Origin of the sequence: Arenibacter sp. 6A1, from assembly GCF_012272855.1 — a bacterium.
GTDB lineage: Bacteria > Bacteroidota > Bacteroidia > Flavobacteriales > Flavobacteriaceae > Arenibacter.
In genome coordinates, this window is the sequence record NZ_JAAXCQ010000004.1 from 194,996 (window position 1) to 210,075 (window position 15,080).

Sequence of the window (15,080 nt, forward strand, 5' to 3'; positions counted from 1 at the left end):
GCAACTTATTATTTGCTATATACAGCTTCTTTTTTAAAGTGTTTCGCCAACATATAATACACCACAGCTCGGTGTTTGTTTTTTACCGAAGACCCGTATTTGTTGACAACATTCTTTATTTCTTCCATAAGGGCAGGACTATCGCTTAATCCTAACTTTTTAATTAAGAAGTTGTTCTTCACGGTTTCCAACTCCTTGTCATCCGAACCAGAAACTTTGGAGGCATCCAAGTTATAGATAGAGGGTCCCAAACCAATGGTCACTTTGGTCAATAAGTCCAAATCTGGAGCTTCACCAAATTTTTCTTTAATATCTGCTGCGTACTTTTCGATTAATTCGTCTCTTTTGCTCATAACTTAGAAGGTTCTATTAAATGATTGGTTTATTTTCTTCTAAGATATGAAATCAAAATAATTAAGCAAAATTTTATCATTGATAAGTCTAGGGGTAGAAACCTCAAGGATTTTTGGCCTGTCCGAGGGCTGGTAAAAAATTTCAAGAGCAGCTCTTAGAGCCCCCTCATCTGAAACTTGCCCATACTCAAAGCCATACATGGTAGCCAAAGGCTCAATATTTAATTGGTGGGTGGTTTCAAAAAATCTTTCAAAATTTTCGGTCTCTGCCTTCCCCGGTAAAATTCTAAATATGCCACCTCCGTTATTATTGATCACTATAATCCTAAAATCCGGACGGGTATAACGATTCCACAAACCGTTGCTATCATACAAAAAACTTAAATCGCCCGTTATGAGTAATGTTGGGTTGTTGTCTAACAAAGCTGCTCCAATAGCTGTAGAAGTACTGCCATCTATTCCGCTTGTCCCTCGATTACAAAACACCCGTATAGAAGCATCTAAATCAAATAATTGCGCATAGCGAACCGTAGAACTATTGGCCAACTGCAATTGATACCCTTGTGGAATAGTTTTTATAATATCATTAAAAACCAACATGTCGGAAAAAGGTATTTCCGATATAAAGGCCTGTCTTTTTAGTTGGTATTCCTGTCTTTTTTTGGCCCATTTCTGATGATAAACACTTTTTACCGGACTGGATAATGAAAATAGTTCCTTAAAAAAATTATTGGGATCCGTCTTAAAATGCTTTGTCAAACAAAAGAAGGTGTTGTAGGCTTTTTTAGCATCTACATGCCAATGATGACTTGGAGAATAGGTTCTTAAGAAAGCCTTTACCTTTTTAGAAACAATAAGCCCCCCTAGGGTCAGGACGATATCGGGTTGCAAATCCTGAAACAATTCTTCTTTATGGTCCGATTTTTCGATAGGCGCAATGATACTATCGATACTTGGAAAAAAATTGTCGTGATGAAGATTTGAAGTACTTTCCGTAAAAACGATTACTGATGGATCTTCCCCCAAAACCTTTAAATACGATTCCATGATTGTATTGGGATAGTTTACCCCTACCAATACAAGCTTTCGAGCCGAAGTAGACCATATTTTTGCCACTTCTTTTAAGTCCTCTGTCCAAGGATCATTTTCGAACGTTTCCATGTCCACTTTTGGTACTACTGTAGCATCCTCCAAAACATCGTACAAAGGCTCTTCAAACGGAACATTAATGTGTACCGGACAATTTTGAGACAATACCTCTTTAAGGGCTTCGTTTAGTTCCCCATCGTTGTATTGCTGCACGCTAGCCTGGGCGTCACTAGGGCTAAGGCCTAAAAGCTGTTCGGGAGCATACTTTTTTATCTTATCGGTTGCATGACCGACATCTTGCTTTAAATTAGCCGTATATCCGATATGATTTTCAAAAACATTTTCTTGCCTAATAGTCTGGCCATCGCCTATATCTACCTTATAGCTTGGCCTATCGGCAGTGAGGACCACCAAGGGGATATCACTGTAAAAAGCTTCGGAAATAGCGGGATAATAATTTAAAAGTGCACTGCCCGAAGAACACAAAATAACGACCGGTTTTCTTGTTTGTTGAGCAATACCAAGCGCAAAAAAGGCGGCACAGCGTTCGTCTACAATACTAAAACACTCAAAATAAGGATCTTCCGAAAACCCAATGGTCAGAGGGGCATTTCGGGAGCCCGGAGAAATTATAACGTTTTTTATACCCCTTGCCTTGCAATGGTACACAACAGATTGTGCGGTAGGAATGCTCGAATATTTCATGGTGACAAAAATACAACGCCACCAATTCTAAAACCAACGCAAAGCCCTAATAGTTTTAATTAAAAAGCACATTAAGCATTGTGCCACTTTTATGCTTGGTTTCCTTCCATTCGTCCTCTGGTACCGAGCCGTTGGTAATCCCCCCCCCTACATATATCATCACCTTCTTTTCTTGCCATTGCAAACACCTGAGGTTCACGTACAAAGCCGTCTTATTCTTTACGGTTCTATACACCCTGTTTTCCTGATTGCGCCTGGGCTCTGGCCTTCTCAGGTCTTCCTTAAAATTTAATTCTCCCAAAAAGCCCGTATAATACTCCCTGTTGTAGTTCTCATTATTCAGGATAAAGGTCTTGGCTTTTAATTTTGGCAATCCACAAACTGCCGGTGTAGGATGCAAGGCACTAATAATTTCCTTCAGCCCACAGCGGCCTATCAGGCCAGAAACCGAAGTCTTTAGATGCCATAAATTACCAGCCCGTACAGCCGTAGTATCCGAGATGGTCATTGAAGTAACTTTATCGGCAAGGGCCGCTTCAATAAATTCGGTCACCATTCCTTGTTCTTCCAGCTCCTTTTTGTCCCATTGTGGCCCTTGCTCACCTACAGCCAACTTGGTCCCAGCCAAGGACATGGTCTTAAAACGCTTGTTCTCGGTTTGTAACAACATTTCTGGGGTGGCTCCCAACCACAAGCCAACGGCAGGATGGTACCAGATATAACAGAAAGCACTGGGATATTTTCGCAACAGTGCATGAAAAGTTTCTAGGGGAGTTTTTATGGTATCTACCCCTATTTTTCTAGACAAAACAACCTTGTCCAACCTTCCTTCCGCTATTTCATCCAAGCCTTTCTCTATCATCTGAAGGTGAAAATCTTTATCCAAATCTTCAAATTCAGAGAAAATTGTAGTGTCGTTCAACAGCGAGCTTTCCTGCGGATAGGCTTGTGAAAGAAACTCGTCTTTTTTTAATAAAACAGGACTTTGTTCGCTATCGAACGGAGCAAATACAAAGCCACTTTCCCGAAAGTCCTCTACAAAGTTTAATTCCTTATCTTTTTGAAAAATAGCCTTCACCACAAGCTCTTTCGGGTGACGATAGGCCACAAACGGATATCCTTTGTCTAATTGATCCTTTATCCTATCCAGAAAGTTTAAAAACATATTATTTCTTTTGAAGTGCTATGGTCGTTAGTTTGCAAACAGAGATTAGGTTATTTTGTGTATCCGTAATTTTTATGTCCCATATTTGGGTGGTTCGTCCCTTGTGAACAATGGTAGCCTTGGCATAAACATCGCCCGCCCGAACACTCTTTACATGATTGGCCGATATTTCTATCCCCCGCACACTTAATTCCTTTGTATTCATAAAGATATGTGCCGCCATACTGCCCACACTTTCGGCAAGCGCTACAGATGCTCCCCCGTGCAATACTCCTTCTGGTTGATGAACCTTGGAGGAAACCGGCATTTTTGCCACTAAAAAATTCTCACCAACATCGGTATAAACAATCCCCAAGGTCTCCATTAAAGTCCCCTTACTAGTATCGTTACAAATTTTAAGAATCTTTTCCTTATATTCCTTCATTGTTCGTTTTTTTTGTAAAATTAAGCAATACCAAGCCAACAAAAGTGTTCCTTTATATCAGATTTAAGATTTATGAAGCCAATAGAAAAACAAATCTCCTACACCACTACCAACACCTACCTCAGCCTAAATACTTTAGACAAAAACACTAAAAATGTTTGGATTGTTTTTCATGGAATCGGTTTTCTAAGCAAATATTTTTTAAACTATTTTTCCCAGCTCCCCAAGGACGAGAATTATATCATTGCCCCCCAAGCGCCCTCTAAATACTATCTAAACAACGATTATAAGCGTGTTGGCGCAAGCTGGCTCACTAGAGAGAACAGAGCATTGGAAACAAAAAACATCCTTGCTTACCTAGACAACTTATACCAATCAGAAAACATACCATCGCATTGCAAGCTTATTATTTTAGGATTTTCCCAAGGTGTATCCATTGCCAGCCGATGGGTAGCACATAGTAAAATTCCCTGCCATCAACTCTGTTTATACGCCGGAGGGATTCCGTCCGAACTAAAACCCGAGGATTTTTATTTTTTAAAAGACCTTTCTACCCAAATAAAAATCATTTACGGTGATCAGGATCCCTTTCTGTCTGGGCAGCGGTTGCAGGAAGAAAAACTAAAAATAGACACCCTGTTCGACGGCAAAGCTCAACTTATAAACTTTGAAGGCGGACATGTCGTAAAAAAAGACCTTATTAATAGCCTGGCAGACTAACCTACACCAACAAAAACCACCACAAAAAAATTTTTTATATCGCTTTATACCAATTGCTTACATACTTACTCAAAGAACGTCCGAATTTCCAAACCAAATCGATTGAAAATTTTGATTAACAAAAACAAGGTCCAATTTTATACATATCCTTGTGGTAAAACCGATTGATTTTTAGGATTAAAAACCATTAATCCAAGCATTTTTTCGTACTTTTAAAAGACTACTTTCCGAGCTATTTTTCGGATAATGGACTCCGTAATTAATGTGGTCCTTAAAATTTAACAACCCTTAGGGTACGCACAGAACCCCAGTAAATAAGCTTGTTTATGAAATAATAACTGAGATTTAAAAATCCCCCCAAAAAAAATATCGAGCTGTCGCATGGTATTTAAATTTGGAATCCTATAGGAATTCCAATTAACTTTAAACTAAGTTGTATGAATATTGGATTGGAGAAATATCGGTATTATTTTGAGACCTTACGAGAAAACCCCCTATTTAAAGATATCAGCAACGAATCTCTTGCTGCACTACTCAAGATATCTACCAGTCTGTATTGGGAAAAAAAAACCTGTATATTAGATACCGATAATACCTTCCATAAATTTTATATCATCATTTTCGGAAAGGTTAAAGTCTATAATTTCGACCCACAAAACAACCGGGAACTTACCCTGAATATTTTAACCGATAGCGATATCTTTAATGTTTGCACCCTAATCAACGGCGATAGCAGTATACTCTTTTACGAGGCCTTGGATTTTACCGAGGTATTATGGCTACCAATAGATCTAATGCGGCAATGGATGGCAGACAATCCTGCCATATACAAACCGTTCTTAAGCTATGTTGTTAAGAAAACAGAAAAACTGGAAGTGGCTGTTTCAGATTTATGCCTAAAAAACACATCGACCCGTTTGGCGAACCTTTTGGTGCAACATTTAAATATAGCAACCAATAAAATCGAAGTTATCAACGGACTCTCCCATGACGAATTGGCCGCACTTATAGGTACTACCAGAGCCGTATTAAACAGACATCTACAAGAATTTAAGGAAGACGGCATCCTAAAAATAAAAAGAAAAAACATAGAAATCATAGATCTCCCACTACTGATACAAAAGATGCAAACCGCCTCCACAGAGACCGCTTATTTCAAAAATTAGCAGCGTTAATTTATTCTTAAAGAATCTCTAACTGCTACCTACGTAGCACTTTAAACAGCTATTTGCCAGTAACTTTATATAGTATTAATTTTAAAACCCCATTATTATGAAAAATACATTAATGTTGCTCGGAATACTAGGTTTTAGTCTCATGGGATTTTCCCAGGTAACCGATAACGATAAAGAGGCAAAAGAAGTAAAACTGGAAGAGGTAACCGTTACCCCTATCGTGAATTTTTCGTATCAAAATTTGGTGCGTGAAGATACCACTCCAGAATATGTTCAAAACCTACAGGACGAGGTAGCCAGGTACGACGTTACCCAAGATCCTAATTTCAACGGAGATTATGAAGCTTATGAGGTTATTTTTTCACAAACCAATGGCCGCATCATTGCTACGTATGACCAAGATGGAAAAGTAATTTCTACTTTTGAAAAATTTAAAAATGTTACGCCACCAGAATCGGTTCGAAACAGCATTTACCAATTATATCCTAACTGGACCATCCATAAGGATATTTATAGGGTTACCTATTTTCAAGGAGAGGATGTAAAAAAGATTTATCAATTACAGGTTAGAAAAGACAATCAAAAAAAGAATATAAAAGTAGATACTAAAGGTAATATTCTTTAAACAATACAAGAGTCAATAGCTTTCTAAACAAACCTATATACTGTACATGTACCCGTGTACAGTATATTGTTTTTCACAATACCCATCCAACAACAATTGGCATACCAACTTGTTACATCAATAATCTTTAGAAACAAAAAACAGTCTGCTTAGAGGGCTTACTTTTTACTCTTGACGACTTCTTTTTCAAAATATTTAATTTTCCGGCTGATATAGGTGTTGTCGGGAGTAATGACCTGTCTTATCCAATTTCCTTTCTCTCCACTATCAAACTGGTAAATATAATTCTTTACAGATTCTGCTTTTCCTTTTTTAGTCCTCACGGAAACTAATACATTGTTAGTGTCATAGGTATAAAACTTGCTTTCCAAGGGAACAAAACCGTTTTGGTCCTCTCGGTAAACCTCTTTTTTCTCGAATAACAAGGCGCCATTATTGGAGTAAATTTGCTCAAAAGCCAAATGCGGTTCTCCGTCCAGGTATTCCTTGGTTTGTACCTTTTTCTGTTCTTTCTTATTAGATACTTTAACAGTAGCGGTAGTAACCCTTTTAAGAATAACATCGTTTAAATAAAATGTCTTGGTAAACGCTCCATTACTCTCTTCGTAGGTAACGGTTGTTTCATCTACACCGCTATCGTTCATACGTTTAATGGTTTTTAGTTTCCCCGCTTCATTATAAATATATTCGTATTGATCTAAAAACTCCTTGCTATAAGAAAATATTCGTTCTGTTACTTTTTTGGTATCGGTAGTATCTGTTTTATAAAAATTGGCAATGGAGGTGTTTTTAACAAATTGGCCATCCCTGTAATTCTCCAATCTCTTTTCCAAAATACTGTTACCCTGAAGTTTATAAATCGTAATATCGTAATCGGACTCATTGTAACGGGTCACAGATTTAATCAAATATCCCTGCTTATTAAACACGTATTCTTCTTTTCCATAACTCGTAATCACCATACAGGATTGTACGGGTCCTTTCAGATCAAAATCCTTCACTGTAAACACTTCCAATTCTTGCGCCATAGCCACTGGTCCAAAAAAGAAAGTCCCTACACTTAAAAGCGCGCAAAATATAGCTGTAACGAAATTTTTTTCCATAGGTCAAAATTAGGCTTAATTAAGCCATAATAAAAACAAATTCCACAACAAAATAAGGTATTAACATTAAAAGACTACCCCATATTCCGCTTAAAAAACTTCCACATAAAATCTCCATGGGCTTCGAGGGGAATTCACAATAAGTTTGGATAAAATTATGGGTTTTGAAGAATTGTTGCGGTTATTTGAACTTGCCTGCCTTAAAAACAAGTATTCCTAGGGGCTCGTTATATTCTCCGTTCCTATAAAGTTACATTCAGCTAAGTTTTCTTTTTTTGTCGGCAGAATTTTATGCGTTAGGGACAGCGGCGGCATCCCCGCAGCGAAGCAAGGGATAGAGCCAATGGCCCGCCCGACGAAGGAGGGAACGCCCAAATTATTTTACTATAGCGCTATGGCAATACGAATTGAAGCCCTACTTCTTGTACCCACCACAAAAATATCATGGCTTCTACAATAGGGCTGTTGTATATGCCAGAAAAACAAAAACCCCTTCAAAATTTCTTTTGAAGGGGTTCGTTATATAAATAAGATCCGTGATTACTTCACTTCTTCAAAATCTACATCTTCTACATTGTCGGCGTCTTTCTTAGTGTCACCGGCAGCTGTATCAGCACCTGCAGGAGCACCTTGCTGTCCTTCTGCTTGCGCTTTGTACATTTCTTCTGAAGCTACTTTCCACGCTTCGTTAATTTTATCCAAAGCAGGAGTAATTACAGCTATATCTTTAGACTCATAAGCAGCCTTAAGTTCTGTCAAAGCTTCTTCGATAGGCTTTTTCTTATCATCAGATAATTTTTCACCAAATTCGGCCAATTGCTTTTCTGTTTGGAAGATCATTCCATCTGCCTCATTTAATTTATCGGCAGTTTCCTTAGCTTTTTTATCTGCTTCAGCATTCGCTTCAGCTTCGGCCTTCATTTTCTTGATCTCTTCTTCGGTCAAACCAGAAGAAGCTTCAATTCTAATGTCTTGGCTCTTGTTGGTAGCTTTGTCCGTAGCAGATACTTTAATAATACCATTGGCATCGATATCGAAAGTCACCTCAATTTGTGGAGTTCCTCTTTGTGCTGGTGGAATACCGTCTAAATGGAAACGACCGATAGTTTTGTTATCGTTGGCCATTGGGCGCTCTCCTTGCAAAACATGGATTTCTACTGATGGCTGGTTGTCTGCCGCCGTAGAGAATACCTGAGATTTTTTAGTAGGGATAGTTGTGTTAGCTTCGATTAATTTCGTCATTACACTTCCCATGGTTTCAATACCTAGAGACAAAGGAGTAACATCTAACAACAATACATCCTTTACATCTCCAGTAAGTACACCACCTTGAATAGCAGCACCAACGGCAACTACCTCATCTGGGTTTACTCCTTTAGATGGTTTTTTCCCGAAGAATTTCTCTACTGCTTCTTGTACTGCAGGAATCCTTGTAGAACCACCCACTAAAATAATTTCATCAATATCACTCTTAGACAATCCAGCTGCTTTTAAGGCAGAGGCACAAGGAGCGATAGTTCTTTCTACTAAATCAGCAATTAACTGCTCAAATTTAGATTTTGTCAAAGTACGTACCAAATGCTTAGGTCCTGTAGCAGTTGCTGTAACATATGGCAAGTTTACTTCTGTCTGTCCTGTAGAAGACAATTCTATTTTTGCTTTTTCAGCAGCTTCTCTCAAACGTTGTAAAGCCATAGCGTCTTTACGCAAGTCAATTCCTTCCTCAGCGTTAAACTCATCGGCCAACCAATCAATGATTTTTTGGTCAACATCATCACCACCTAAATGCGTATCTCCTTCAGTAGACAATACTTCAAAAACACCATCTCCTAATTCCAGGATAGAAACATCATGTGTACCACCACCAAAATCAAAAACAACGATTTTTTGGTCGGTATCTTTTTTATCCATACCGTAAGCCAAAGAAGCAGCGGTTGGTTCGTTAATAATACGCTCTACCGTTAAACCAGCAATTTCACCAGCTTCCTTGGTAGCTTGTCTTTGCGCATCGTTAAAATAAGCAGGAACAGTAATTACCGCTCTACTTACAGTTTGTCCCAAGTAATCCTCGGCAGTCTTCTTCATTTTTTGAAGAATCATTGCAGACAATTCTTGTGGCGAATATAAACGACCATCGATATCTACTCTAGGCGTATCGTTATCTCCTTTTACCACTTTATAAGGTACTCTATCGGCTTCTTTAGAAGACTCAGAGAATTTGTTCCCCATAAAACGTTTGATGGAATAAATGGTTTTCTCCGGATTCGTTACCGCCTGTCTTTTTGCAGGATCTCCTACCTTAATCTCACCGCCATCTACAAACGCAATTACAGATGGAGTAGTTCTTTTTCCTTCTGCATTTGGAATTACAACAGCTTCGTTACCTTCCATTACAGAAACACAAGAGTTTGTTGTTCCTAAATCTATTCCAATAATCTTACTCATTTTTATATATTTACTATGTTGAAAATTCTTTTAATACTCGTGCTATATAAGTCAAGGATTGTGCCATGACATTAAATATGACAAGGTGTCATAAACATTGTCTTGTTTTGGACAAAATTTCAAGGTTTTTATGGGTATTATGGCATTACCCCATGGCATTAAAAGTGCCATGGGGTCGTGCTTTTCATTGCTAGTCTATGTATTTGCCCTAAAAAGCAAACACATAGAGCTATACATTGCAATCACTAATGCAAAAAAGACCTCTCCACACATAAAGCCTTATTTTCATTGGAGAATTATTGGCACAACTCGACCAAAGCTGCTACTGGCATTCCACGCCGACGCCTTTATGGGGCATATTTGTCTTTTACATCCTCATGTGCTGACCTCTTAAAAACAGTACCGCCCCCCTTCCTTAATACTACCTGCCCACTATGCTAAAAACAATCAAAAAAAACATATCTAGCCTCAGGTTAAAACAATAAAGCGATCTAATAAAACGCCTTGGTTTTAAGGAAAACACATTCTACTTTTACAATATATAGTCATACCTTTACTTAAAATTTTAAGGATTATAGTCAATGGAATGCATTAGTGTTTTCGATATGCTCAAAATAGGAGTTGGCCCTTCCAGCTCCCACACTCTAGGACCTTGGCGAGCTGGCGAACGATTTATTAAAAAGCTACACAAGAAAAAAGTATTTGATTCAGTTACCCACATAAAAGTATCTACCTATGGGTCTTTATCCCTGACAGGGAAAGGACATGCTACCGATTTAGCCATTATGCTAGGGCTGACAGGTGCCGATCCGGTAACTATTCCCATTGAGAACATCGGTGGCATTATACAAACCATTAAAGAAAATAAGAGCCTAAATTTAAACAATACCTTAACGATCCCCTTCGATCCTAAAACGGATATTGTCTTCGAAAAGGAATTCTTGCCTTTCCATGCCAACGGGATGATCTTTGAGGCTACTTTAGGAAGTGGCAAACAATTAAAGCAAACCTATTATTCTATCGGTGGGGGCTTTGTTGTCCGTGAAGCCCGTACCAAGGCCATCAAAAAGATCAAGGAGTTTAAATCCTTCCCCTATCCCGTACAAAATGGCACCCAACTTTTGGCCAGCTGCAAAGAACACCAAAAATCAATTTCAGAATTGGTTTTGGAAAACGAACGCTCATTAAGGACCGATGCCGAAATAGACCAGGGATTGCAACATATTTGGGATACTATGCTCGAATGCATGTATATCGGCTGCCATACGGAGGGACATTTGCCGGGCGGATTAAATGTCCGAAGACGCGCCTATGATTCTCACCAAAAGCTAATAGGCGACCTCCCCTATACCTCTCCCCAAGAATGGCTTTTAACCATCAGAAAAACAGAGGTTAAATTTAGAGCTATCCTAAAATGGGTAAGTTGTTTTGCTCTTAGTGTAAATGAGGTAAACGCCTCCTTGGGAAGGGTAGTAACAGCGCCCACCAATGGAAGCGCAGGGGTAATTCCTGCCGTACTGATGTATTATATGGTCATCGAAAACCACCAGGCCGACTTTGAGCACGTCAAAAAATTCCTTTTGGTCGCCGGAGAAATCGGCAGTATCTTCAAAAAAGGCGCTACCATTTCGGCCGCCATGGGGGGCTGCCAGGCAGAAATCGGGGTGTCATCTGCCATGGCTGCCGCAGCACTAACAGAACTCATGGGAGGTACGCCCGAACAAGTAACCATGGCCGCGGAAATTGCCATGGAACACCACCTGGGACTAACCTGTGACCCTATTGGCGGATTGGTACAAATCCCCTGCATTGAACGCAACTCCATGGGGGCTATTAAAGCCATAAACGCGGCAGAATTGGCCCTAGACTCAGACCCTATCAATGCCAAAGTCCCCCTAGACAAGGTTGTAAACACCATGTGGGAAACTGCTAAGGATATGAATACAAAATATAAAGAAACTTCGGAAGGCGGATTGGCCGTTGGAGTTAATTTAAGTGATTGCTAAGGAATAAAAAACCCTAAAATAATGTCTTGTGTTGTGAAATGAATAAAAAACCGAGCTACATCCATTGTGACGAGGAATACCATACTCGCTTACAAGGAGTAGCCCTATAAAAACGCATCTCGATGAACAGTTACTTAACTAGTGTAAAAAAGCAATTTGAATACTATAAATCGCTTGGAGAAAAAACCATAGATCAGCTTCCCGATGAAATGCTGTTCTGGATCCCTGCAACAGAAAGCAACAGTATTGCCATGATCGTAAAACACCTTCATGGCAATATGCTCTCTAGATGGACAGACTTCTTAACGGCCGATGGTGAAAAAGAATGGCGTAAAAGAGATACCGAGTTTAATAATGACACCACTACCAAGCCTGCTGCAATGGCACAATGGAACCAGGGCTGGGAATGTCTTTTTAATACTATTGACACTTTAAAAGAAACCGATCTAGAAAAGGTCGTTTATATACGAAATATGGGGCATACGGTCATAGAGGCCATCAACCGTCAATTATGCCACTACTCCTATCATATTGGACAAATTGTATTTTTGGGCAAAATGATACAAAATCAGAAATGGCAGACCCTTTCTATACCCAAGGGAGCTTCTGAACAGTACAATAGCGACAAGCTTTTGAAAGACAAAAGAACTCAGCATTTTACCGAAGATCTATAAGAACATATTCATTAATATATAGGACTAATTATAATTAAAGGGCACCCCTTAAAACCAAGTCCTATGATATAAGCGAACTGACACAGAGGCAAGGGTCGTGAAGATTGTTAAGCATCCACGGCCCTAAAGAAAATCAAGTTCTCTTTTAGAATGACAGAGCTTACCATCATAAAGGCTTAAAAACCTAGATATTACCTTTTCCGTTGAATTCTTTGATGACTTTTTTTAATCAGAAACAACATTCAAACATTAGAATTATTTATACCCCTCCCCAAACCCTCTTTTTATGAACAGTATCATAGGTGAAGATTTTAGAGAAGAACAACAAATCTCCAACGATTTTCACTATCACCACGATTTGGACAATAATGACAATTTCTCCCCCGATGACCAATGGCTGGTTTACGACACCCGAACCACAGATGGTGGCATAGGCGCCAACGCCACTATTGAAAAAATACATATAGAAACAGGCGAAAAGATCGTATTATACCATCTCAGCCAAAACACAGCCTATGGTCCTGGTGTAGGGGCGGCCAGTTATGCCCATAAGCACAACAAAGTGATATTTATCCATGGCCTTTTCAATTGCAATGAAAAAACGCCTTATGAACAATGGCGCAGGACAGGGGTAATCATTAAGGACAACCAGCCCGGCACTCCCATTTTTATGGATGCCCGCGATACGAGTCCGCCTTTTACCGCTGGAGCATTGAGAGGGGGCACCCATCGCCATGAATGGAGCAGGGACGATCAATGGATAGGCTTCACCTATAATGATGCGGTGATGAAAGAGTTAGAAGGCCAAACCGGAATCCACCATAATTTAAGAACTATAGGTGTTTCTAAAAGGTATACCCCCATATCCTTTACCAACACCAAAAATGACGAACAAGTGTCGGGCGAATGGTTTAGTGTTTTGGTGGCACAAGTTATGGTTTCTCCAAGGCCAGGCAGCGATGAAATTAGCAAGGCAGCCGGAGATAGTTGGATAGGTGAGTCAGGATACAAAAAACCGGACGGTACCTGGCAAATAGCTAGAGGCTTTATAGGAACTGTAAAAAACAAGGAAGGTAAAGACATAGACGAGGTCTTTGTGGTAAATATCCCTGAAGACATTCATCTTCCCGGAGATAACGGGCCTTTAGAAGGCACAGAAACCACCATGCCATCGCCCCCAAAGGGAGCCCATCAACAACGACTTACCTTTACAGCAACAACTGAATTCCCAGGCTGCCAGGGTATTGTAAGATCGGCATTCGATGGAAGTATGCTAAGCTATATAGCCTTTGATAAGAATAACATCAAGCAGGTGTTTACCATTTCTCCCTTGGGAGGTGCGCCCGTACAAAGAACCTTTCACGCTTCCCATGTGCAAGGTAGCATCCGTTGGCATCCCAAGGAATACCGCTTTTGCTATGTATGGCAAAACGCGATCATTAGTGTTCATATAGAAGAAAATGAAACCGTTATGCTGACCCAGCCAGGGGAATACCCGCCCACCAACCTAGTATGGTCACATGATGGGAGAAAAATTGCCTACAATAAAATTGTAGCCCATAATGCAAGCATTGCTGTAAAGCAGATTTTTATCATTCATTTATAATAACAACCTTATTTAGGGGTAAAATTCTCATTTATTGTTTTTTAAGGATCTTTGCCTCTAAAAAAACTGTTTAATTAAAGCCAAAATTTTCGGTCTCCCGCAGTTTTACAACAAATCTCCTTACTTTTATCCCGATAAAAAAAACAAAACAAATGTCTGTTGCTAAAAAAGAATACAAAAGAGTTACTGTAAAATCTCTCGTGGATATGAAAAAACACGGAGAGAAAATATCCATGTTAACTGCCTATGATTATTCCATGGCCAAAATAGTGGACGCGGCACAGGTAGATGTTATTTTAGTTGGTGATTCTGCCAGTAATGTAATGGCGGGCCATGAAACTACGCTCCCCATCACATTAGATCAAATGATTTACCACGCTTCTTCTGTGATCAGAGCCGTAAAACGAGCCTTAGTGGTTGTAGACCTTCCCTTTGGAAGTTACCAAAGCGACCCTAAAGAAGCTTTGCGATCGGCGATCAGAATCATGAAAGAAAGCGGTGGCCATGCCGTTAAATTAGAGGGCGGAAGCGAAATTAAAGAATCGATCAAAAGAATATTGAACGCCGGTATCCCGGTAATGGGGCATTTAGGCCTTACCCCGCAATCTATTTACAAATTTGGAACCTATACCGTTAGGGCCAGAGAAGAAGAAGAAGCGGAAAAATTAATAGAAGATGCTAAATTCTTGGAGAAAGCCGGATGTTTTAGTATTGTCCTGGAAAAAATTCCGGCCGATCTGGCCAAAAAAGTAGCCGAAAGCGTTTCTATTCCTATTATTGGGATCGGAGCAGGAAATGGTGTCGACGGTCAAGTATTGGTAGTCCACGATTTACTGGGAATTACACAAGAGTTTAACCCAAGATTTTTACGCCGATATCTAAACCTTTACGAAGAAATGGGGAACGCCATTTCTCAATATGTCGAGGATGTAAAATCGAAAGACTTTCCCAACGACGAAGAACAATATTAAAAAACACCCAAGGCAGCAT

Annotated in this window: 13 protein-coding genes; 7 read left to right on the top strand and 6 right to left on the bottom strand. The window is 39.5% G+C overall.

Features of this window, described 5'->3' with window-relative positions:
* Nucleotides 1-8: 8 nt before the first annotated feature.
* From HCG49_RS04870 to HCG49_RS04885, 4 genes are read right to left on the bottom strand one after another with little or no spacing between them, the layout of a single operon-like run.
* Entirely contained in the window at nucleotides 9-353 is a 345-nt protein-coding gene (locus HCG49_RS04870) for a DUF2853 family protein (RefSeq protein WP_168468421.1), read from the bottom strand.
* Between the two features lie 39 nt (nucleotides 354-392).
* Entirely contained in the window at nucleotides 393-2,147 is a 1,755-nt protein-coding gene (gene menD, locus HCG49_RS04875; protein ID WP_168468422.1) for a 2-succinyl-5-enolpyruvyl-6-hydroxy-3-cyclohexene-1-carboxylic-acid synthase, read from the bottom strand.
* Nucleotides 2,148-2,202: 55 nt separating this feature from the next.
* A complete protein-coding gene (locus HCG49_RS04880) occupies nucleotides 2,203-3,312 on the bottom strand; it encodes a chorismate-binding protein (protein ID WP_168468423.1) in 1,110 nt (369 codons plus the stop codon).
* A gap of 1 nt (nucleotide 3,313) precedes the next feature.
* Nucleotides 3,314-3,736: a PaaI family thioesterase gene (locus HCG49_RS04885; protein ID WP_168468424.1), complete on the bottom strand. Its 423-nt coding sequence runs from the start codon at nucleotides 3,734-3,736 to the stop codon at nucleotides 3,314-3,316.
* Between the two features lie 72 nt (nucleotides 3,737-3,808).
* Here HCG49_RS04885 and HCG49_RS04890 point away from each other — a divergent pair, with 72 nt between their 5' ends.
* The 3 genes from HCG49_RS04890 (at nucleotide 3,809) to HCG49_RS04900 (ending at nucleotide 6,256) form a co-directional block, all read left to right on the top strand.
* Nucleotides 3,809-4,456, top strand: a complete 648-nt coding sequence (locus HCG49_RS04890) for an alpha/beta hydrolase (protein ID WP_168468425.1) — start codon at nucleotides 3,809-3,811, stop codon at nucleotides 4,454-4,456.
* Between the two features lie 437 nt (nucleotides 4,457-4,893).
* Nucleotides 4,894-5,622, top strand: a complete 729-nt coding sequence (locus HCG49_RS04895; protein ID WP_168468426.1) for a Crp/Fnr family transcriptional regulator — start codon at nucleotides 4,894-4,896, stop codon at nucleotides 5,620-5,622.
* A 106-nt stretch (nucleotides 5,623-5,728) separates the two neighbouring features.
* Nucleotides 5,729-6,256, top strand: coding sequence for a hypothetical protein (locus tag HCG49_RS04900; protein ID WP_168468427.1), 528 nt, complete (start codon nucleotides 5,729-5,731; stop codon nucleotides 6,254-6,256).
* A gap of 158 nt (nucleotides 6,257-6,414) precedes the next feature.
* Here the strand turns inward: HCG49_RS04900 and HCG49_RS04905 are convergent, their stop codons facing one another.
* Both HCG49_RS04905 and dnaK read right to left on the bottom strand, forming a co-directional pair.
* Nucleotides 6,415-7,359 carry a hypothetical protein gene (locus tag HCG49_RS04905; RefSeq protein ID WP_168468428.1) on the bottom strand — a complete coding sequence of 315 codons (945 nt, stop codon included), beginning with the start codon at nucleotides 7,357-7,359 and terminating at the stop codon, nucleotides 6,415-6,417.
* 540 nt (nucleotides 7,360-7,899) lie between these two features.
* Nucleotides 7,900-9,804, bottom strand: a complete 1,905-nt coding sequence (gene dnaK, locus HCG49_RS04910; protein WP_168468429.1) for a molecular chaperone DnaK — start codon at nucleotides 9,802-9,804, stop codon at nucleotides 7,900-7,902.
* Nucleotides 9,805-10,385: 581 nt separating this feature from the next.
* Between dnaK and HCG49_RS04915 the strand changes: the two genes are divergently transcribed.
* The 4 genes from HCG49_RS04915 (at nucleotide 10,386) to panB (ending at nucleotide 15,061) form a co-directional block, all read left to right on the top strand.
* The gene (locus HCG49_RS04915) at nucleotides 10,386-11,810 is read left to right on the top strand and encodes an L-serine ammonia-lyase (protein WP_168468430.1); all 1,425 of its coding nucleotides are present in this window, start codon (nucleotides 10,386-10,388) and stop codon (nucleotides 11,808-11,810) included.
* Between the two features lie 122 nt (nucleotides 11,811-11,932).
* A complete protein-coding gene (locus HCG49_RS04920; RefSeq protein WP_168468431.1) occupies nucleotides 11,933-12,484 on the top strand; it encodes a DUF1572 family protein in 552 nt (183 codons plus the stop codon).
* A gap of 286 nt (nucleotides 12,485-12,770) precedes the next feature.
* The gene (locus HCG49_RS04925) at nucleotides 12,771-14,090 is read left to right on the top strand and encodes a DUF3748 domain-containing protein (RefSeq protein WP_168468432.1); all 1,320 of its coding nucleotides are present in this window, start codon (nucleotides 12,771-12,773) and stop codon (nucleotides 14,088-14,090) included.
* Nucleotides 14,091-14,242: 152 nt separating this feature from the next.
* Complete coding sequence (gene panB / locus HCG49_RS04930) at nucleotides 14,243-15,061, top strand: 3-methyl-2-oxobutanoate hydroxymethyltransferase (protein ID WP_072764220.1); 819 nt, start codon at nucleotides 14,243-14,245, stop codon at nucleotides 15,059-15,061.
* Nucleotides 15,062-15,080 lie beyond the last annotated feature (19 nt).

Bases quoted from the DNA above. Each gene is read 5' to 3' on its own strand.
- HCG49_RS04870 (WP_168468421.1), bottom strand. From the start codon at position 353: ATGAGCAAAAGAGACGAATTAATCGAAAAGTACGCAGCAGATATTAAA.
- menD (WP_168468422.1), bottom strand. From the start codon at position 2,147: ATGAAATATTCGAGCATTCCTACCGCACAATCTGTTGTGTACCATTGC.
- HCG49_RS04880 (WP_168468423.1), bottom strand. From the start codon at position 3,312: ATGTTTTTAAACTTTCTGGATAGGATAAAGGATCAATTAGACAAAGGA.
- HCG49_RS04885 (WP_168468424.1), bottom strand. From the start codon at position 3,736: ATGAAGGAATATAAGGAAAAGATTCTTAAAATTTGTAACGATACTAGT.
- HCG49_RS04890 (WP_168468425.1), top strand. From the start codon at position 3,809: ATGAAGCCAATAGAAAAACAAATCTCCTACACCACTACCAACACCTAC.
- HCG49_RS04895 (WP_168468426.1), top strand. From the start codon at position 4,894: ATGAATATTGGATTGGAGAAATATCGGTATTATTTTGAGACCTTACGA.
- HCG49_RS04900 (WP_168468427.1), top strand. From the start codon at position 5,729: ATGAAAAATACATTAATGTTGCTCGGAATACTAGGTTTTAGTCTCATG.
- HCG49_RS04905 (WP_168468428.1), bottom strand. From the start codon at position 7,359: ATGGAAAAAAATTTCGTTACAGCTATATTTTGCGCGCTTTTAAGTGTA.
- dnaK (WP_168468429.1), bottom strand. From the start codon at position 9,804: ATGAGTAAGATTATTGGAATAGATTTAGGAACAACAAACTCTTGTGTT.
- HCG49_RS04915 (WP_168468430.1), top strand. From the start codon at position 10,386: ATGGAATGCATTAGTGTTTTCGATATGCTCAAAATAGGAGTTGGCCCT.
- HCG49_RS04920 (WP_168468431.1), top strand. From the start codon at position 11,933: ATGAACAGTTACTTAACTAGTGTAAAAAAGCAATTTGAATACTATAAA.
- HCG49_RS04925 (WP_168468432.1), top strand. From the start codon at position 12,771: ATGAACAGTATCATAGGTGAAGATTTTAGAGAAGAACAACAAATCTCC.
- panB (WP_072764220.1), top strand. From the start codon at position 14,243: ATGTCTGTTGCTAAAAAAGAATACAAAAGAGTTACTGTAAAATCTCTC.